Origin of the sequence: Sorangium sp. So ce124 (assembly GCF_051525235.1) — a bacterium.
In the GTDB taxonomy this organism is placed as follows: Bacteria; Myxococcota_A; Polyangia; order Polyangiales; family Polyangiaceae; genus Sorangium; species Sorangium atrum.
Genome location: NZ_CP150312.1, coordinates 13,123,371 through 13,142,180 on the forward strand (window position 1 = coordinate 13,123,371; position 18,810 = coordinate 13,142,180).

The window sequence follows — 18,810 nt, forward strand, 5'->3', positions numbered from 1 at the left end:
GGCGCGAGGATGCTGGAGCGATGGCTGCTCGCGGGCGGCGGCGCTACCCTGCCGATGAGGAGACCCGCATGCACACGTCTCGCCTTCTGCGTTGGCCAGGGACCGCAAATCTCCGAACCGGACGCGCGCTCGCGACGTCGCTGCTCGCCGCGGCAGCGGTGGTCGCAGCGGCGGGCGCGGCCAGGGCCGAGGATGGGACGGACGGCCGAGGCGCCGGCGCCGTCCTCGCGGCGCGCTCGCCCGGGATGCTCGAGCCTCGCCTTCCCGGGTACGTCAACCCTGCGCTGCCCGTCGACGTCGGCCCGTCACTGCGCGGGCCGGACCTCCTGATCGAACCGGTCGCGACAGCGGGTGAGCCGCTGCACGGCATGGCCTCCGAGCTCGACGAGACCAGCTACGACATCCCCGGGCAGATCGTGGTCGACGCGCGCGACGACCTCGACGACGCCTCGCTCGCGGACCTCGTGCGCGACTTCTCGCTGCGCGTGATGCCGACGGCGCTCACGTCACAGACCCGGATCCAGATCGCCACGGTGGACGGGCCGGTCAGCGCGACGCTGGAGCGGCTCGCGCGGGATCCGCGCGTGGAGGCGGCGGAGCCGCTCGCGTGGGTGCGCGCCTCGTTCGTCGCGAACGACCCGCTGCTGAAGGACCAGTGGCACATGGCGCGCGTGGGCGCCGAGCGCGCGTGGGACTTCGCCACCGGTCGCGGCGTCACCGTCGCCGTTGTCGACACGGGCATCGCGTGCGAGGACCACGGGCCCTTCACCAAGGGGACCGACCTGGCCTCGACCGAGTGCGTGGAGGGATGGAACTTCGTCACCAAGACGAACCACGCGAACGACGACCAGGGCCACGGCACGCACGTCGCCGGAACGATCGCGCAGTCGACCAACAACGGCCTCGGCGCCGCGGGGCTCGCGTTCCACGCGCGGCTCATGCCGGTCAAGGTGCTGAACGAGAGCGGCTGGGGCACGACCGCCGACGTGGCCGACGGGATCCGGTGGGCAGCCGAGCACGGCGCCCAGGTCATCAACCTGAGCCTCGGCGGTCCGCGCAACTCCAAGGTGCTCCAGAGCGCGATCGACGACGCGATCGCGCATGGCGCAGTCGTCGTCGCGGCGGCCGGCAACACCGGCGGGCGCGTGCAGTTCCCAGGCGCCTCCGATGGCGTCATCGGCGTGAGCGCCACCGACGCGAACGACAAGATCGCGCGGTTCTCCTCGCGCGGCCAGGGCGTCGATGTCGCCGCGCCCGGGGTGAACGTCACTCAGCAGACCATCTGCAACCGCGGGCGCGACAAGTGCCAGAACTACTACGCGTACAGCGGCACCTCGATGGCCGCGCCCCACGTGGCAGGCGCGGCGGCGCTGGTCGTGAGCCTCGGCGTGACGGATCCGCGCGCGGTCGAGGACGCGCTCCGCGCAGGCGCGCGCGTCGTCGACGACTCCGACGGCGGCAAGCTCCTCTACGGGGCCGGCATCCTCGACGCCGCGAGCTCCGTCGTGCGCGTGACGCAGAGCCACATCGTCGTGCGGCTGCTCGCGCTGCTGGCGCTCGCGACGTGGGTCGCGCGCCGCGCCCGCAAGAAGGACGCGACCGCCACGAGCCCGTGGCGGGCGAGCTTCCTCATCCCGGCGCTCGCCGCAGGGCCGGGGCTGTTCTTCTTCGCGCCGTGGCTCTTGCCGCGCGTGGATCTCGCCGTCGACGTGCTGGCCCGGCCGATCGCCGACCTCGACATGCTGCTCGGCGCGTCGGTCCACCGCTGGCTGCCGCTCGCCAACGCGCTCGTCCCGCTCGGCCTCACGGCGCTCTTCTTCGGCGTGAAGAGGCTCCGGCCAGTGATCGCGGGCTTCGCCGTCGGCACGGCAGCCTACCTCACATCGGTCGTCCTGCTCGGCGAGGTCGCCGGTCCCCTCGGCCGGATGGCCCTCGTCGTGTGGTGCGCGGTCAACGCCGCGGCCTGCCTCTGGATCGCCCGGACGAACCTGTCCACGCGCTGAGCCGGCTCCTGCCGCGCTCGCTCCAGGGTCGGGCGGTGCGCCCGGCCGTCATGACCACCCTGCAAAAACGAGCTAGTACTACAGTTGCACATGCTCCGGGCCGGACGACTCGTCAATGCGGTTCCAATGCGGTTCCGCGCAAACCTGGTGCGAGCTGCAGAGCCCGGGTGCCCACCGTCCCGCCGAGCCCGACGTCGAGCATCCCGAGGCTTAGATGGTTGCGCCAGTTCGCCAGGCAGCAAACTGCAACTGTAGTACTAGGATGCCGGCGATGCGGTCCGGCACCTTGCTCGTACCTTTCCTCCTGCTCCTCGGGGCGTGCGGCGGCTCCTCCAGCGAGACGCCGTGGCCCGCCGAGCCACGGGGCCCCGCGCTCGGCCCCACGGACGAGGCATCGCCGGAAGGGCCGGCCGACTCGAACGCGGCCCCTCAAGGCGCGCGCGAAGGCTCGGCGGACGAGGCCGACGCCGGCCGGTGAACCGGCGGCGGAGGATGGCATGGCGGACAGCGGGACGGCAGGCGCGCAGCGGAGGGCCTGGCTCTCCGCTGCGCTGCTCTCCGTCGCGCTGCTGGTCATACCGCTCCTCGTCTGGCTGCTCCTGCCGCGGCCCGGCCCCGTGATGCCGGCCCGGCGCGAGCCGGCCGCAGCGCTGCTCCTTCCACCGCAGCCGGAGCTCACGGCGCCGCGCGAGGTCGAGGCGCCACCGGCGCCGCCACCACCTCCAGCGCCGCCGCCGCGCGAGGTCACGGCCGCGAGCGTGGGGCCGGTCCGCGGCGTGGTGCTGGATCCGGAGGGCCATCCCAGCGCCGGCGCCGTGGTCAGCTGCCGCGAACCGCCGGGCGCATCGGCCAACGCCGACGGCGAGGGGCGCTTCGAGCTGCCGGCCGAGGCCGACGGCTGCACCGCCACCGCCGCGCAGCCTCCGTACGGCGACGCCGAGCCCACGCGCGTCACAGCGGGCCGCGACAACGTCCTTCGCCTGCTCGCCGCGGGCTCGATCGCGGGCGAGGTCGTGGATCCATCGGGCAGGCCCGTCGAGGCGTACCTCCTGGCGATCGAGTCGTTCACGCCGGCCGGGTCCGGCGCGAACTCGAACGTGAACGGCCGCGCGCGCAAGGTGTCGGATCCGGGCGGCGCGTTCCGGTGGGACGCGCTCGCCCCGGGCCGCTACGTGCTGACGGCGAGCTCGGCCGGACGCCCGCCTGCGCGGAGCCGGCCTGTCGACGTCGAGGCAGGCCGCGGTGCCCAACGCGTGCGGATCGTGCTGCCGCAGGGCGCGACGCTGAGGGGCAGGGTCGTCGACGCCGCGTCGCGCGCGCCGGTCGTCGAGGCCCAGGTCGAGCTCGACTCCGCGACCTCGTCGGGCGCGAACGCGATCTCGCTCGCGCTCACCGACGGGAACGGCGACTACGAGCTCGAAGGGGTGCCGGCTAGCGGCCCGTTCTCGGTGCGCGTGCGCCACCAGCAGTACATGGCCAAGATCGTGTCCGGCCTCGACGCGCGCGGCGCGCAGTCGACGCGGGTCGACGTCGAGCTCCGCCAGCTGGACGACGGCGGGGCGCGCGAGGAGCTCACGGGCATCGGCGCGATGCTCTCGCTCTCCTCGGGCCGCGTGATCATCGCAGGCGTCGTCGAGGGGGGGCCCGCGGCGTCCGCCGGGCTCATGGCTGGCGACGTCATCGCCCGCATCGACGGCCGGCCCACGACGGACCTGGAGCTCACCGACTGCATCCAGCGCCTCCGCGGCCCGGCGGGGACGGTCGTCACCGTCGGCGTGGAGAGGGAAGGGCGCACCCTCGACGTGACGATACGGCGCGACGTCGTGGTTCGGTGAACGGCCGCGCGCCGAGGTGCTAAGGGTCGGTCCATGTCCACGCGCCCTACCGCGCTTCCCCCGGCCGGAGCTCCGGACGTCCTCTACCTCGTCGACCTGTCGGGCTACGTCTTCCGCGCCTACCACGCGATCAGCCCGCTCTCGAGCCCGAGCGGCGAGCCGACCCACGCGACGTACGGCACCGTCGCGATGCTCACGAAGCTCGTCGAGGAGCGGAAGCCCGCGTACCTGGGCGTGGCGATGGACTCGCCGGGCAAGACGTTCCGCGACGAGCTCGACCCCCGCTACAAGGCGCACCGGCCCCCGCCGCCGCCCGATCTCGGGGTGCAGATGAGCCGGTGCCGCGAGATCGTCGAGGCGTACCGCATCCCGATCTTCATCCAGGAGGGGCTCGAGGCGGACGATCTCGTCGCCGTCGCCGTCGCGCGGGCCAAGGAGCGGGGGCTGCGCGTCGTCATCGCGTCGAGCGACAAGGATCTGATGCAGCTCGTCGACGGCGAGCAGGTGATGCTCTGGGACGCGATGCGCGACAAGGTCTACGGGCACCCCGAGGTCGTCGCGAAGTTCGGGGTGCCGCCAGAGCAGGTGCGCGACCTGCTCGCGCTCGTCGGCGACACCTCGGACAACGTCCCCGGCGTCCCCGGCGTGGGCCTGAAGACGGCCGCCGAGCTGCTCGCGCAGTTCGGCTCGCTCTCGGCGATCTACGAGCGCATCGGCGAGGTCAAGAAGCCTCGCATCCGGGAGTCGCTCCAGCAGAACGAGGCCGACGCGCGCCTCTCGCAGAAGCTCGTGACGCTCGACGGCGGCGCGCCCGTGTCGCTCGACCTCGAGACGCTGCGCTACGGCGGCGCGGACACCGGCAGGCTCCGCGAGCTCTTCACCGAGCTCGGCTTCTCGCGCTTCCTCAAGGCGGTCCGCGCGCCCGAGCCGACCGCGCGCGCGGCGACCTACAGGGTCCTGACGACGCGCGAGGAGCTCGAGGGCTTCGCCAGATCGGCGCGCGCGGCCGGCCGCCTCGCCCTCGACGTGCTCGCGACGAGCCGCGAGCCGATGAGCGCCCACGTCTGCGGCGTCGCGCTCGCCTGCGAGCCGGGGCAAGCCGTGTACGTCCCGCTGGGGCACCGTTACCTCGGCGCGCCGGCCCAGCTCTCGATGAGCGACATCGACTCGGTGATGGGCCCGCTGTTCGCCGACCCCGAGCTCCCGAAGGTCGGCCACGACGTTAAGTTCTGCGAGGTGATCCTCCTGCGGCACCGCATCGGGCTCGTGGGCGTCTCCTTCGACACGATGCTGGCGAGCTACCTGCTCGATCCCGAGGGGAAGAACCAGCTCCACGAGCTCGCCGAGCGCGAGCTCGGCGCCAAGATGCAGACCCTCGACGAGGTGGTCCCGAAGCGCCGCGGGCAGGCGCAGCGCGGCCTCGACGAGATCGAGCTCGGCGAGGCGTCGAGCTACGGGGCCGCGTTCGCCGACGTCGCGCTCACGCTCACCGATCGGCTGCGCCCGCGGCTCCGCGCCGAGAAGCTCGAGGACCTGCTCGTGCAGATCGAGCTCCCCCTCTCCGCCGTGCTCGCGGAGATGGAGCTCACGGGCGTCCTCGTCGACCCGAACGCGCTCGCGCAGCTCGGCGCGCAGATGACGACCGAGCTCGCCGCGCTGGAGCAGAAGGCGCGCGAGCTCGTGGGGCACGACATCAACCTGGCGTCGCCGAAGCAGCTCGAGGCGGTCCTGTTCGACGAGCTCAAGCTGCGCTCCCAGCGCAAGACGAAGACCGGCCGCTCGACCGACGCCGACGTGCTCGAGGCGCTCTCGGAGGAGCACCCGTTCCCCGGGGTGGTCCTCGAGCACCGCGCCATCGCCAAGCTCAAGGGCACGTACGTCGACGCGCTGCCGCGCCTCGTGCACCCGGGCACGGGCCGGCTCCACACGCGCTGGGGCCAGGCCGTGGCCGCGACCGGGCGGCTCTCGTCGCAGGACCCGAACCTGCAGAACATCCCGATCCGCACGGAGCTCGGCCGGATGATCCGGCGCGCGTTCGTCGCGCCGCCCGGGAGCGTGATCGTGAGCGCCGACTACTCCCAGATCGAGCTGCGCGTCCTCGCGCACCTCTCGAAGGACCCGGTGCTCGTCGACGCCTTCCGCACCGGGCAGGACGTGCACGTGCGCACGGCCATGGAGATCTTCGGCGTGGACCAGGCAGGGGTCACCGCCGAGATGCGCCGCCGGAGCAAGACGATCAACTTCGGCGTGATCTACGGCATGGGCGAGTCTGCGCTCGCCAAGCGCCTCGACATCTCGCGGGCGGAGGCGGCGCGCTTCATCGACGCCTACTTCGCGCGCTACCGGGGCGTGCACGAGTTCATGGAGGGGACGATGGCCGAGGCGAAGCGCTCCGAGTCGGTGCGCACGCTGCTCGGCCGGCGCCGCTTGCTCCCGGATCTGCGCAGCAGCGACCGCATGCGCCGCGCTCAGGCCGAGCGCATCGCGCAGAACACCCCCATCCAGGGGACGGCGGCGGATCTCCTGAAGCTCGCGATGGTGCGCATCCCGCGCCCCGTCGTCCCCGGCGCGCGCATGGTGCTCACGGTGCACGACGAGCTCGCGTTCGAGGTGCCGGTCGAGGCCGTGGACGAGGCCAAGGCGAAGGTGCGGGAGGCCATGGAGTCGGTCTTCCCGCTCGACGTCCCGCTCGTCGTCGACGTCGGTCACGGCCCCACCTGGGCCGACGCCCATTGAAGGGGCGGGCACCCGCTTCGGATACGGGCCCATCTCGGCGTTTTCGGTGCTCAGCGTACCGGAGTACGCTTCCGCGCCGAAAACGCCGATCTGGACCCGTCTCCTGTGCGGGTGCCCGCCGCTGGCGTCATGGGTTGGAGAGGGGCGGAGAAGAGCCGCGCTCTCCGTGGCCGGGACGGCGGCGGCGGAACGACAGCGAGGGTCTACGGCAACGGGGGGCTACGGGATTGCGGGGGGACAAAACGACGACGCCCGCTGCACCTTGCGGTGAGCGGGGCGTACGTGCGGAAAGGGTGTTCTCAGCTCGCGGCGGTCTTGGCGGCGACGCTCGCCTTGTGAAGGGCGAGGGCGAGGCGGCTCTTCACGCGCGACGCGCGCTTGGCGGGGATCGTCCCCTTCGACGCGGCGCGATCGAGCGCGCTCACCGCGGCGGTCACCGGCGCAGCGGACTCTTGCGGAACGCCCTTCAGCGCGGTGCGCGCCTTCTTGACGGTCGTGCGGAGATCCGACTTGATGGCGCGATTGCGCGCGGTCCTCGTGATGCGCTGGCGGTTGCGCTTGTCGGCAGATGCGTGATTGGCCATGAGAAAAGCTCTCCTACTTCTTCGCCTGCGCCTCGGCGGGCGTGGCAGCGCGCAGGGCGTCCGGCGCGTTCTGGTCGTAACCCGCCGGATGGATCGGGAACGCGGGGGTGCCGTGTGCGCGCTCGAAGCGCTTGCGGCGGGTGCCCGCCGTGCGCGCCTTGCGCCGGCGGATGCGCTGGGTTTGCTGAGTCGCGGAAACCATGGGGGCGCGCATTCTACCTACGGGGGGCCCCGTGTCAACCGGGAGGTTTGCTGCTCTCCGCGAGGGCGCGAGGGCGCGAGGGCGCGTCGGCGCGTGGTCAGGGCTAGGGTCGGATCGTCGCGCTGACCGAGAAGGACGGCTTGGAGAAAGGACCCACGTTCGCGCCCTTGAGCGCGGACTGCACGCAGCTCGACTGGCCGTTCGACGCCGCCCACCCGCTGACGCTGACCTTGCTCACCTGGCCTGTCGACGAGAACGTGATCTGCGCGCGCGACACGTCATTCGCGCCCGCGACGCACGCCTTGGCGCTGCCCATGACCGAGCCGAGCGCGGCCTGGACCGAGCCCTGCGACGGCTGCTCGGGGATGTCCTGCTGCCGGAGCGGACCCGACGCCGGCACCGGCGCCTCCGAGACGACCGACGGCTGTCGCTCCCCGTTGTCGCCCACGGCCGCCTGCATGGCCGAGGGGAGGTCCCCCGGCTTGCCAGCCGCCGCCGGCGCGGCCGCCGTCTTTCCGTGCTCGGGCTTCGGCGATGCGGCTGGCGTGGCCGGCGCCTCGACGGCCGTCGACGCAGGAGCGCCGCCGCCGACGGGGGCGGCTTGCGCCTTGGGCGCCGCGGCAAGCTTCTCCTCCGCTTGCACGGGCTGCTCGACAACGGCGCGCTCCTCCGGCGCCTTGGCGACCGGAGCAGCCGGCTCCACCCGCGTGTCGCCGCGCGGCTCGGCCGGCGCCGCGATGGTGGTTGTCGCGGGCGACGCGGTGGCCGCGATCTCCTGCTGCGGCGGAGCCGTCGTCTTCACCAGGACCGTGACCGCCGCGGCCAGCCCCAGGGCCGCGACAGCGGCGCCGGCGATCATCCCGCCGGATCGCTTCCTCGCTGGAGCCGCGGCCACGGGCGCGGACGGGGCGCGGCGCGCCGCCACGGGCACCACCGCTGCCGCCTTCGCGTCCTCGAACCGAGCCGCCGCGCCGGGCTGCGCCTTCTCGGAGGCCTCCACCTCCGAGGGCGCCGACGCGTTGAGCCGGTTCAGATCGATGACACCGGAGTCCTCGGGCACCCCCTCCACCGGCCGCATGGACGGCGACGACGTGCGGGCATTGCCGGAGAGCGAGCCGCGCCCCGGCAGCGGGGACACACGCCCTGGCGGCGCCGAGCTGCGTCCCGAAGCCGGCAGCGGCGTCGAGAGCGCAGAGCCGCTCATCGCGGGCATACCGCTCGCGCGACCCGGCGCCTGGCTGACCCGCTCGGCGATCTCCTTCAGCGACTGGCGCCTCTTCTCGGGCGGCCGCGACAAGGTGCCGCCCGACAGGCTCGCTTCAGGCCTCGAGGCCCTGGCTGCTTGTGATCCGTCCCCCATGGTGCTGCGTTCTCCTGATGCGCGAGCTTCGCGCGAAGGGTCCTCCGTCTGCTCCTCGCCGGGCGCCGCGGTGAGGTCGGGGGGGGCGAGGAGGTCGGCCGCCGCCGCGGTGTCCTCCGATCGCCTGGAGATGGCGACCTCGACGATGTGGGCTGCCCGCGTCTCCCATGCCTCCTCGTCGTTCGTCGAGGGCGCGGGGGCAGGCCAATCGTTGAGCATCCCGTCGAGGTCGAGCTTGTCGGTGACGTTCATTCGGCGTCCCCTCCGAAACCGCGCTCCGCGAGGTAAGCACGGAGCTTGCGGCGCGCCTCGTGGACGCGCCAGGCGACTGTTCCTTCCGGACAACCCAGGATCCTGGAGGCGTCCTCGTGGGGCACGCCGTCGATGCACACGAGGATGAGCGTCGTTCGAAGCGTGTCCGAGAGCGTGTCGATGCCGTCGCAGAGCGCGGCCGCGAGCTCGCGTCGCTGGGTCGACGCGGCCGGATCGACGCCGTGGCTCGGGCGCGTCTCGAGCAGCAGCGCCTCGATCCGCGGATCGTCCGCGGGGGTCGAGTTCTTGCTCGGCTTGCGGGCCCGGATCATGTTGAGCGAGAGGTTCACGGCGATCCGGTAGAGCCAGGTGAAGGGCTCGCTCCGGCCATCGAACCGGTCGAGCGCCTGGTAGGCCCGGACGAAGGTCTCTTGCGTCACGTCCTCTGCCTCCGCGCCCGAGCGGACAAGGTGGAACGCCAGCCGGAAGATGCGCTTCTGATATCGACGAACCAGCACCCCGAACGCCTGGGCATCTCCGCTCCGGGCTTGATCGACGAGCTCACGATCGGTGGGTTTGGCCATCCTAGCCGCCTCGGGGTGCGAGTTGTCTCCCGCGCACGGACGACAGCGCAGCCGCGGACACCTCCTCGCGACGGCCCCCGACCGTCTCGGCGAGAGAAGCCCCTCGCGGCGAGCCCCGCTTCGCGAAGGCGAAGCCGGGCGATGAGGAGGCAAGTTTCACGTTCAGGCGCGCGAAGATAGCCGAACACTCCTCTTAGGACAAACCATGCGCCCGGAGCTTGGGCGCCATGGTGCCCTCGTCGACCGGCGGGCGATACGCCCGCGCTGGCACACCGAAAGCCGCCGCGGCGCCCCGGCGCCCGGCCCACCGCGCAGGCGTGTGAACGAGCGCGGCCGTCGCCGGCGAACAGCGCCGCCGCCCGCGCCGCTGCTATGGTCGGCGGATGCAACGCTACTCGAGCTGGATGCGCACCCTGGGGCTCGTCGCTGCGGCCTTCGCGGGAGGGGCGGCGACTTCCCACCTCGCGGGCGCGAGCACACAGGCGCAGAGCCCCTACGCTCCGCTCGAGCAGCTCGCGCGCGTGCTCGTGCTCGTGGAGAACAACTACGTCGAGCCGGCGCAGCGCAGCAAGATCCTCGACGGCGCGATCAAGGGGATGGTCGCGGAGCTCGACCCGCACTCGGCGTACATGAACTCCTCGGAGTTCGCCCAGTTCCAGGAAGAGACGGGGGGGACGTTCGGCGGCGTCGGGATCGAGGTCGACGCCAAGGACGACAACATCACCGTCATCGCGCCGATCGAGGGCTCGCCAGCGGCGCGGGCCGGCATCCGCTCCGGCGATCAGATCATCGCGATCGACGGTCGCCCCGTGCGCGGCGAGCGCCTCGACAAGCTCGTGAAGATCATGCGCGGGGCGCCCGGCTCCCGGGTGAAGCTCACGATCCGCCGGCAGGGCGTGCCCGAGCCCCTCTCGTTCGACCTCACGCGGGAGCAGATCCACGTGACGAGCATCGCGGCGAAGCGCCTCGACCGGGACGTCGCGTACGTCCGCGTGAAGCAGTTCCAGGACGGCACCCACGAAGAGATGCTCCGCGCCGCGGCGAAGCTGCGCGCCGCATCGAAGGCGCCGCTGGCCGGCGTGATCCTGGACCTGCGCAACAACCCCGGAGGCCTCGTCAACGAGGCCGAGGCCGTGGCCGACGAGTTCCTCTCCTCGGGGACGATCTACTCGACGCGCCAGCGCAACAAGGTCGTCGACGAGGCGAAGGCGCACGACGGCGGCGCGTTCGCCTCGCTGCCCGTCGTCGCGCTCGTGAACGAGTACTCCGCGAGCGCCGCCGAGCTCGTCGCGGGCGCCCTGCAGGACAGCGGGCGCGCCGTGCTCGTCGGCGCGACGACCTTCGGCAAGGGGTCGGTGCAGACCATCTACGAGCTGCCCGGCGGCGCCGGGGTGAGGCTCACGACGATGCGCTACTACACGCCGAACGGGCGCTCGATCCAGGCGCAGGGCATCCGGCCCGACGTCGTCATCGAGAGCGCGGCGCAGCAGGTCCCGGCCGCCATCCTCCGCGAGCAGGATCTCGAGGGACACCTCCCCGCCGAAGGGACGATCGGCGACCGCTCGCCGAGGGCCGTGCTCGTGGAGAAGCGCGCCGAGACGGCCGCGGCGATCGGCCCCGAGGGCGACATGCCCTCCGATCCCACCCGCGGGAGCGACTTCGCGCTCGCCGTCGGGTACCAGCAGCTCCTCCGCGCCATCCCGGCGGTCCGCCAGCGCTGAGGATCGCGCGTCGAGCGACCAGCGCCGGACGCCGCGCGACGCGCGTCAGGCCTCGGCGCCGGCGCGGAGCCCGGTCGTCACCGCGTCGAGCACGGTGCGCGCCCTCCCCGCGATGGTCGCCCCGGCCGCCAGGATCCCGGGTGCGGCGCGGACGCCCTCGCACCGCACCCCCACCGCCTCCAGCGCGCCCAGGCGCTCTCCGCGGGGCCACGCGACGACGTCGAGCTCCGGGCCCTGCATGGAGCTCACCACGCCGAACGCGCCGCGATCGTCGCCCATCGTGACGGGCGCGGCGATCGAGAGCGCGAACGGCGCGGCGCCGCGCGCCGGGAAATCGGCGCCGGCGCCGCTCTCGGGCGGCGTGTACGCGATCCCGCCGCCGGCGAGGCCGCCGATCGCCAGGACCACCCCGTCCGCCGCGAGCGGCGCGTCCTCCCCCTCGACGTGGATCGTCACGCCTTCGTCCGGCGCCCCCGGCCCCGGGGGCCCGCTGCCCACCGCGCGCACGCGGCCGTGGCGCTGAGGCGCCGCGATCGCGGCGAGCAGCGCGTCGCGCGCCGCCTCGAAGCGGAGCCCCGCCGGCGAGCCGGCGCCGATCAGCGCCTCGCCCACCGGGACGCCGAGGCGGGCCGCGAGCGCCTCGGCGCGCGGAGCGCCCGCGCCGAGCCACGGGCCGAGCAGGATCGCCCCCGCGCGGCCCGCGCCGTCGAGCGCCTGGCGGAGCCGATCGAGGAGCCAGGAGAGCCGCGCCGGGTCGTCGTGCCGGGCCGCGAGATCGCCGTCGGCGATGTGCCGCTCGTCGTCGAAGCGCAGGACCGGCGCGTCGACGGGCAGGAAGCGGAGCCCCCGCGCCCGGGCGAACGGCTCGTCCGTGAGCGCCTCCGCGAGCGCGTCCGCGTCCCACCCGGCGCGCGCCGCGCGCGGGACGAGGACGCGCGTGCGGCGGAGCGGGCCGAGATCGAGCAGCGCGCGATCCCTGCCGCGGGCGGGTCGGATCCGCCCCGCGACGGTCGCGAGGCGCACGCCCGCCGCCTGCGGCAGCTCCCACAGGCCGAGCTCCGCCGCGAACTGCCTCACCGCCGGCGCGAGATCGCTCGCGGGCAGGTCGCCGCCGAGCAACCGTGACGCCCGCTCGATCTGCTCCCACGGCACGTCGTCCACCGCGCCGCCCGCGAGCGCCGTCTCGCCGACGCCCGCGGAGATCACCGCGACCCGGGCCCCGCGCCGCCGCGCGCTCCACGCGGCGGCGAGCCCGGCGACGCCGGCGCCGATCACGAGGATCGATCGCGCCACGCCCTCTCCTCCGGCTCCCGCGCGGCGCGCGGCGCGCGACGATCGGCGTCCTCGCACGCCGCCGTCGCCTCGTCGTCCGCGGGCGCGCCGAGCTCCGACCGGACGCTGGCGATCGCGAGGGCCTCCTGCCGCGCCTGCTCCGGGCCGAGCGCGACGGCGCGGGTCACCGCCTGCCGCGAGAGGAACGCCACCGCCTGCCGCATCCCGTCGCGCGGCGGGAGCGAGAGCTCCTGCGCCACGATCTGACCGCACCGAGCCGCGCAGCGCATGCCCCCGCACGCGCCCAGGCCGAGGCGCGTGCGGCGCGCCACGTCGGCGACGCTCCGGGCGAGCTCGTGCCGGAGGACATAACGCACCTCGGCCTCGATCACGGGCTCGCAGGGGCACACCGTCGCGGCCTCGCGCGGCCGCTCTCGCACGCGCTCCTCGATCCGGAGCGCGCGCGAGCCGTGCCTGTACACGAGCCGCCGGGCGGCCACCGCGTCGATCTCCATCCGCCGCGAGAGCGCGAGCGCGTCCACCGCGCGATCGCCGCCGGGCAGCGCGGTCGTGTGCGTCACGCAGCGGGCGCCGAGGTCGAAGCGCCGCGAGAGGACGTCGGTCATCTCCTCGGCGAAGAGCCGGAAGCTGGCCAGCTTGCCGCCGATCATCGAGTAGATGCCCGGCGCGCCGTGCGCCGCGTGATCGACGATCTGGTGCTCGCGCGAGAGGGCGTCCTCGGTGGGCCCGAACGCGTAGAGCGTGGGCCGCACGCCCGCGAACGTGCCGATCGCGCGCGCCTCGTGGATCTGCGGGAACACGCGGGCGATGCCCTGGACCAGGTACCTGACCTCCTCGCTCGTCGCGCGGACCTGATCGAGATCGCCGTAGAAGTCGTCGTCGGTCGTGCCGATGACGCTCATGTTCTCCCACGGCTCGAGGAAGATCTGACGGCCGTCGATCGTCCTCGCCATGATCGCGTAATTGGTGAGGCGCCGGTCGAACACGACGTGCACGCCCTTGCCGGGCCGCACGCGCGAGCTCGCGGCGGGGAGGCCGGCGAGGGACGCGGTGATCGGCGACCACGCGCCCGTCGCGTTCACGACCGTGCTCGTGCGGAGCCGCCCGCCTTCCCCCGTCGTGCGGTCCCGGTAGCGGACCGCGACGACCTCGCCGGTGTCCTCGCGGCGCTCGATCCGCTCGACCGTGTGCCCCACGTACACCTTGGCCCCGCGCTCGATCGCGTCGACCGCGTTGGCGACGCAGAGCCGCGCGCCGTCGATCCCCCACTCGTCGAAGCTGAAGCCGCCCACCAGGTCGCCGTGCAGCCCCGGCTCGAGCCGGCGGAGCTCGTCGGGCGACAGGCGCGCGTGCGGCTTGCCGCGCTTGAGCGGCTGGTAGTTGTCATACGCCTCGAAGAAGGCGTCCGCGAGCGGGTAGAGGAGGCGCCCGTGCCGCGCGTTCTCGAACGGGACGAGGAAGGGGATCCGGAAGAGCAGGTGCGGCGCGATCGCCTGGATGTGGCCCGAGTCGCGGCATGATTTCTCGGTCACCTGCGGATCGCTGGTCAGGTACCTGAGCCCGCCGTGGATCATGCCGCTCGAGTTGCCGCTCGCGCCGAACGCGAGATCGTTGCGCTCGAACAGGGCGACCCTCAGGCCCCGCTGCGAAGCGTCACGCGCGACCCCCACGCCGTTCACGCCGCCGCCGATGACCACGACGTCCACGTCGGTGTCCGCTCGGCGAGCCGGTCTTGCGGCGCTCGAAAGGAGGATCGTCACCTGCGGCGTATAGCATGCCAGAATTTTTCCACGAGCGGGCCCGGCCTCGCGCGCGGCGCTGCGAATGCTCGAGGAGCCGGCCGTCAGCCGCGGACCCGGATGGCCCAGGTCAGCTTCGCGAGGCTGCGCAGCACGTTCGGGACGCGGCGGGTGAGGTTGATCGAGGGGCGCCGCTTCTCCAGCACGCGGACGGGGATCTCCTCGATCCGCAGGCCAGCGCGGTAGGCGCGGATGACGAGCTCGCTGGCGAAGACGTCCTTGTCCACGACGCAGTCGCGCGCGACCGCGAGGAGCGGCTCGCGCAGGAACGCCTTGAGCCCGTGCGTGTCCGTCCCACGGAAGCCGAGCGTTGCGCGGAGGAGCCCGTTGTACAGCTGGCTCGCCGCGTGCCGCGCCCAGGGGCGATCGTCGCGCGCCCCCTGGATGAGCTTGGACCCGATCACCATGTCGACGCCGCCTGCCCGCAGCATCGCGATGGCGCGGCGGTGGAAATCGACGTCGCAGAGGTCGATCTCGTCGCAGAGCACGAAGCGCCCGCGCGCCCGCTCGATGCCCGCGCGGAGCGCGGCCCCGTAGTTCGGCTCGCCGATCGAGAAGTGCCTCACCTCCGGGTACTTGCGCTCGAGCTCGCCGGCGATGCCGAGGGTCCCGTCGCACGAGCCGTTCTCGGCGAGCACGAGCTCCCAGCGCCAGCCGAACGGCGAGAGCCGCTCGCGCAGATCCACGACGGCGGCGTGGAGGATCGCCTCCTCGTTGTAAACGGGGATGACGATGGAGATCTCCGGCGATCCGCCCGCATCCGCGCGGTCAGGCTCGGCTGTGCTCACGGCGCGCCCCCGAGGAGCGCCTGCGCGCGGTGCGCCGCGTCGCGCCCGAAGTGGAGAGCGTCCTCCATCGAGGAGTAGTTCCAGCCGCCGTAGCGCCCGCACGACAGGATGCGCTGGCCCTCGAGGAACGGCCGCACCGCCTCCAGCGAGCCGAAGTAGCTGTGATCGAACACGACGTACGCGTGGTCGATGCGGCGCAGGCGGGCGAAGCGGATGGCGCTCGGGGCGGGGATGAGGCCCATCTCGACGAGGCCTTCGGCGACGCGGGGGAGCAGCGCCGCGAGATCGGGCTCGGCGCGATCGGCGAGCTCGACGTAGAGGCCGGCCTTGCCCGGCGGGGCCATGGCGGCGGAGAAGTGGGAGTAGCAGCCCACGCGGTAGAACGGGTACTTCGCCTCCGGGACGTACACCCAGTGCAGCGGCTGCCCGCACGGTGTGTCGAGCGCCACATCGAGGTAGTAGAGGTGCGTGCAGCGCAGCCGGGAAGCCGCCTCGCCCACGGCGCGAGGCGCGTCCGAGAGGAGCCTGACGAGCGCGGGCAGCGGCGCGGACGAGACGAGCACGTCGTACCGGACGACCTCGTCGTCGAACACGAGCTCGCGCGCGCGCCAGTCGATCGACCTGGGAGCGCGGCTGAGCTCGATCGCCGGCGTTCCCGCGTCCCGCGGCCGCTGCTCGGCGAGCGCCCGCGCGAGCCCGTGCGTCAGCTGTCCGATGCCGAGCCGCGGGTAGAGGAACCTCGCATTGTAGCCGAGCTCCCGATCGTTCAGCCCGACCGCTCCGGCGAGGACGTCCTCCAGCTTCGGTATCGGGACGAAGCGGGAGCACCAGTCGGCGGTGATCTCGCACGGGTGCACCCCCCAGAGGCGGCTGTTGTAGGGGATCATGAAGTGGCGGCTGATCCCCTCGCCGAAGTGCGCCAGACAGAACTCCTCGAAGTTCCTTGGCTGAGGTCTGTCCTTGGCGAAGTGCGCCTCGACGAAACCGCGGAGGCAGTCGTAGGCCACCGCGGGCGGCAGGCCGAAGGTGTTCGCCTGGAACGGATAGCGGGTGTACGTGCCGTTCGACCAGATCATCGAACGCCGCTCGATCTCGAGCGGGTCAGGGCCCAGCCACCCCAGCGCGAGCTCACGGGTCGCCGGGTCGCGCAGGTGGAGGAGATGCCCTGTCCGATCGAAGCGGAAGCCGGCGTCCTCGAGCGTGATCGCGTGGCCGCCCGGGCGCGGCAGGCGCTCGAACACCCGGTGCGGCACGCCGGCCCGCCCCAGGTGGTACGCCGCTGCCATGCCCGTCAGGCCGGCGCCGAGGATCGCGACGGGAACGCTGGAGATCGTGGGTCGGGTCATCGCTCGCGGCCCGGCCGCGGCCGGGAAGACACCATCTCCCTGGTGCGTCGTCAAGGCACGCTGCCGTCCCGGCGCTCCTCGGCGCATGCTGGATTTCCCGCCTTCGACGTAAGGCGCGCGGAGCTCCACGCGCGCCGCGCAAAGACCGCCGTTGGCGCCTCCGCCCAGAGCGACTAGGTGTGGAGAGGTCCCAGCGCGCGCCGCGCGTCCCAGGGCGTCCGAGGTGCAGATGCCGATCCCCCGCCGGAAGTCCGTTCAAGTCACCGGGAGGACCCTCTACCTGACCGAGGACCCGGCGCTCCTGAAACAGCAGCTGGCGGGCGGCGAGCTTCGCTTCGATCCCGAGCAGCACGCGTTGATCGACAACATCTCGACCGACGAGCTCACGCCGGGCTGGGTCTGTTACTACTACGACGAGACGCTCGCCCGTTACTGCCTGGTCGGGCTGCGCGGCGGGCACATCGAGCGCGACGCCATCAAGAACGGCGGCTTCGGCGTCATCGTCAGCGGGCGCTCGAAGGGGTGCGGCAGCTCGCGCGAGACGGCGCCGTACTCGGAGCGTGAGGCGGGGATCCAGATCGTCGTCGCGCGCAGCATCGAGAAGATCTACGGCCAGAACTGCCAGAACATCGGGCTGCTCACGACGACCGATTTCTCGCTCCTCGACCGGATCGCGCGGGGCGACGAGATCCCGATCGGCGAGTTCACCCGCGGGCTCGACCCGATCAGCGCCGACGTCGTCGAGTACGGTGGCCTCTTCACCTACAACAAGGCGCGGATGGCCGGCGAGGTCTCGCCGCCCACCCTGGCCACGCCGCCGCGGCCGATGACGCTGTGCGAGAAGATCATCGCGGCGCACGCGATCGTGGACGCCCGGGCAGGGAAGATCGGCGTCCCCGCGGTGAAGCCTGGAGACGCGCTCTTCGCCCGCATCGACGTGCGCTTCTCGCACGAGTACGTCACGCCGATGGCCGAGTCGCTCTTCCGGGCGGGCGTCGGGCCGGACGCGGTCGTGACCGAGCCGGAGAGCGTCTTCGCCTTCCGGGATCACCTGACGTTCCTCGATCGCGTGATGCCGGAGGCTCACATCAGGCTCGGCCTGCGGGAGCAGGCGGCCTCGCTCGCGACGGTGCAGCAGGCATTCACCGAGCGGCACGGGATCAAGCTGTACGGCGAGGTCGAGCGCGACGGCAGGACCGTGGGCTCGGAGGCCATCTGCCACAACAAGGTGATCGAGGAGCTCGCGCTGCCAGGGCAGATCGTCGCCGGGACCGACTCGCACACCTGCATGGCGGGGGCGCTCGGGTGCTTCGCGTTCGGCGTCGGCTCGACGGACATGGCGAACGCGTGGCTCACGCGCGACGTCCGCGTCGCGGTGCCGCAGTCGGTGCGCTTCAACCTGACCGGGCGGCTCAGGCCGGGGGTCACGGCGAAGGACGTGATGCTGTTCCTGCTCTCGCAGCCGTTCTGGAAGACGGGCCAGGGCATCGGCAAGGTGCTCGAGTTCGCCGGCGATGGCGTCCGCGCGATGGGCCTCGACGAGCGGGCGACGCTCACCAACATGGCGGTCGAGGCGGGCGGCTTCACGGGGATCATCGAGGCCGACGAGGAGATCGTGCGCTACCTCGTCGAGCAGCGCGGGCTCGCCGCGGAGGACGTGCGCGCGCGCATCGTGCGCGCCGATCCAGGCGCGGAGTACATGGCGACGTTCGACGTCGATCTCGCGTCGGTCGAGCCGATGGTCGCGACGCCGGGCGATCCGCGGAACGGCGTGCCGCTGCGGTCGCTCGACGAGGTCGCCGGCGGGCCGGTGAAGATCGACATCGCGTACGGAGGCTCGTGCACGGGCGGCAAGAAGGCCGACATGGACATGTACGCGTCCGTGCTGCGCCAGGCGGTCGAGCGGGGCAAGCGCGTCGCTGACGGCGTGCACCTCTACATCCAGTTCGGCTCGCAGGACATCCGCCGCTACGCCGAGGCCAAGGGCTACCTCGAGATCTTCGAGAAAGCCGGCGCCGAGCTCGTCGACCCCTCCTGCGGCGCGTGCATCAAGGCCGGCCCCGGTGTATCCGACCGCAAGGAACAGGTCACGGTCTCGGCCATCAACCGGAACTTCCCGGGACGAAGCGGACCCGGCCAGGTCTACCTGGCCAGTCCCCTCATCGTCGCGGCGAGCGCGATTGCGGGGAAGATCGCATTCCCGGAATCATGACGCAGAGCGCCTATCGCGGTAATACACACATAGTGGCCGCAATCGGCATCATGGAAAAACGAATGCTTTCCACGGAAGTGCACCGTACGCTAAGG

At 72.8% G+C, this 18,810-nt stretch carries 14 protein-coding genes; 6 read left to right on the forward strand and 8 right to left on the reverse strand.

The features are described 5' to 3' along the window. The first annotated feature begins 68 nt into the window (after window positions 1-68). From WMF19_RS49165 to polA, 4 genes are all read left to right on the forward strand, one after another. Window positions 69-2,003, forward strand: coding sequence for a S8 family serine peptidase (locus tag WMF19_RS49165; RefSeq protein ID WP_437896673.1), 1,935 nt, complete (start codon window positions 69-71; stop codon window positions 2,001-2,003). Window positions 2,004-2,274: 271 nt separating this feature from the next. Continuing rightward, window positions 2,275-2,481, forward strand: coding sequence for a hypothetical protein (locus WMF19_RS49170; RefSeq protein ID WP_437896675.1), 207 nt, complete (start codon window positions 2,275-2,277; stop codon window positions 2,479-2,481). Window positions 2,482-2,500: 19 nt separating this feature from the next. Further along, complete coding sequence (locus WMF19_RS49175) at window positions 2,501-3,838, forward strand: carboxypeptidase regulatory-like domain-containing protein (RefSeq protein WP_437896677.1); 1,338 nt, start codon at window positions 2,501-2,503, stop codon at window positions 3,836-3,838. Between the two features lie 33 nt (window positions 3,839-3,871). Then, window positions 3,872-6,574, forward strand: a complete 2,703-nt coding sequence (polA, locus tag WMF19_RS49180) for a DNA polymerase I (protein ID WP_437896679.1) — start codon at window positions 3,872-3,874, stop codon at window positions 6,572-6,574. A 299-nt stretch (window positions 6,575-6,873) separates the two neighbouring features. On the opposite strand, the gene rpsT is transcribed toward polA, so the two are convergent. The 4 genes from rpsT to WMF19_RS49200 form a co-directional block, all read right to left on the reverse strand. Continuing rightward, entirely contained in the window at window positions 6,874-7,158 is a 285-nt protein-coding gene (rpsT, locus tag WMF19_RS49185; protein ID WP_437326329.1) for a 30S ribosomal protein S20, read from the reverse strand. 13 nt (window positions 7,159-7,171) lie between these two features. Next, on the reverse strand, window positions 7,172-7,360 hold the full coding sequence (locus WMF19_RS49190) for a hypothetical protein (protein WP_044967265.1): 189 nt from the start codon (window positions 7,358-7,360) through the stop codon (window positions 7,172-7,174). 103 nt (window positions 7,361-7,463) lie between these two features. Further along, a complete protein-coding gene (locus tag WMF19_RS49195; RefSeq protein ID WP_437896681.1) occupies window positions 7,464-8,972 on the reverse strand; it encodes a hypothetical protein in 1,509 nt (502 codons plus the stop codon). After that, a complete protein-coding gene (locus WMF19_RS49200) occupies window positions 8,969-9,556 on the reverse strand; it encodes an RNA polymerase sigma factor (protein WP_272096404.1) in 588 nt (195 codons plus the stop codon). Before WMF19_RS49200 ends, WMF19_RS49195 begins: the two co-directional genes overlap by 4 nt. A 383-nt stretch (window positions 9,557-9,939) precedes the next feature. Between WMF19_RS49200 and WMF19_RS49205 the strand changes: the two genes are divergently transcribed. Then, window positions 9,940-11,277 carry a S41 family peptidase gene (locus WMF19_RS49205; protein WP_437896684.1) on the forward strand — a complete coding sequence of 446 codons (1,338 nt, stop codon included), beginning with the start codon at window positions 9,940-9,942 and terminating at the stop codon, window positions 11,275-11,277. Window positions 11,278-11,322: 45 nt separating this feature from the next. Here the strand turns inward: WMF19_RS49205 and WMF19_RS49210 are convergent, their stop codons facing one another. From WMF19_RS49210 to WMF19_RS49225, 4 genes are all read right to left on the reverse strand, one after another. Then, window positions 11,323-12,570, reverse strand: a complete 1,248-nt coding sequence (locus WMF19_RS49210; RefSeq protein ID WP_437896686.1) for an FAD-binding protein — start codon at window positions 12,568-12,570, stop codon at window positions 11,323-11,325. Beyond that, complete coding sequence (locus WMF19_RS49215; RefSeq protein WP_437896688.1) at window positions 12,549-14,276, reverse strand: glycerol-3-phosphate dehydrogenase/oxidase; 1,728 nt, start codon at window positions 14,274-14,276, stop codon at window positions 12,549-12,551. The genes WMF19_RS49210 and WMF19_RS49215 overlap by 22 nt, the downstream gene beginning before the upstream one ends. A gap of 137 nt (window positions 14,277-14,413) precedes the next feature. Next, window positions 14,414-15,157: a glycosyltransferase gene (locus WMF19_RS49220; protein ID WP_437896690.1), complete on the reverse strand. Its 744-nt coding sequence runs from the start codon at window positions 15,155-15,157 to the stop codon at window positions 14,414-14,416. Then, window positions 15,154-16,503, reverse strand: coding sequence for a protoporphyrinogen/coproporphyrinogen oxidase (locus WMF19_RS49225; RefSeq protein WP_437896692.1), 1,350 nt, complete (start codon window positions 16,501-16,503; stop codon window positions 15,154-15,156). Before WMF19_RS49225 ends, WMF19_RS49220 begins: the two co-directional genes overlap by 4 nt. Before the next feature lie 229 nt (window positions 16,504-16,732). Between WMF19_RS49225 and WMF19_RS49230 the strand changes: the two genes are divergently transcribed. Then, window positions 16,733-18,715: an aconitase family protein gene (locus WMF19_RS49230; protein ID WP_437896694.1), complete on the forward strand. Its 1,983-nt coding sequence runs from the start codon at window positions 16,733-16,735 to the stop codon at window positions 18,713-18,715. Window positions 18,716-18,810: the final 95 nt, after the last annotated feature.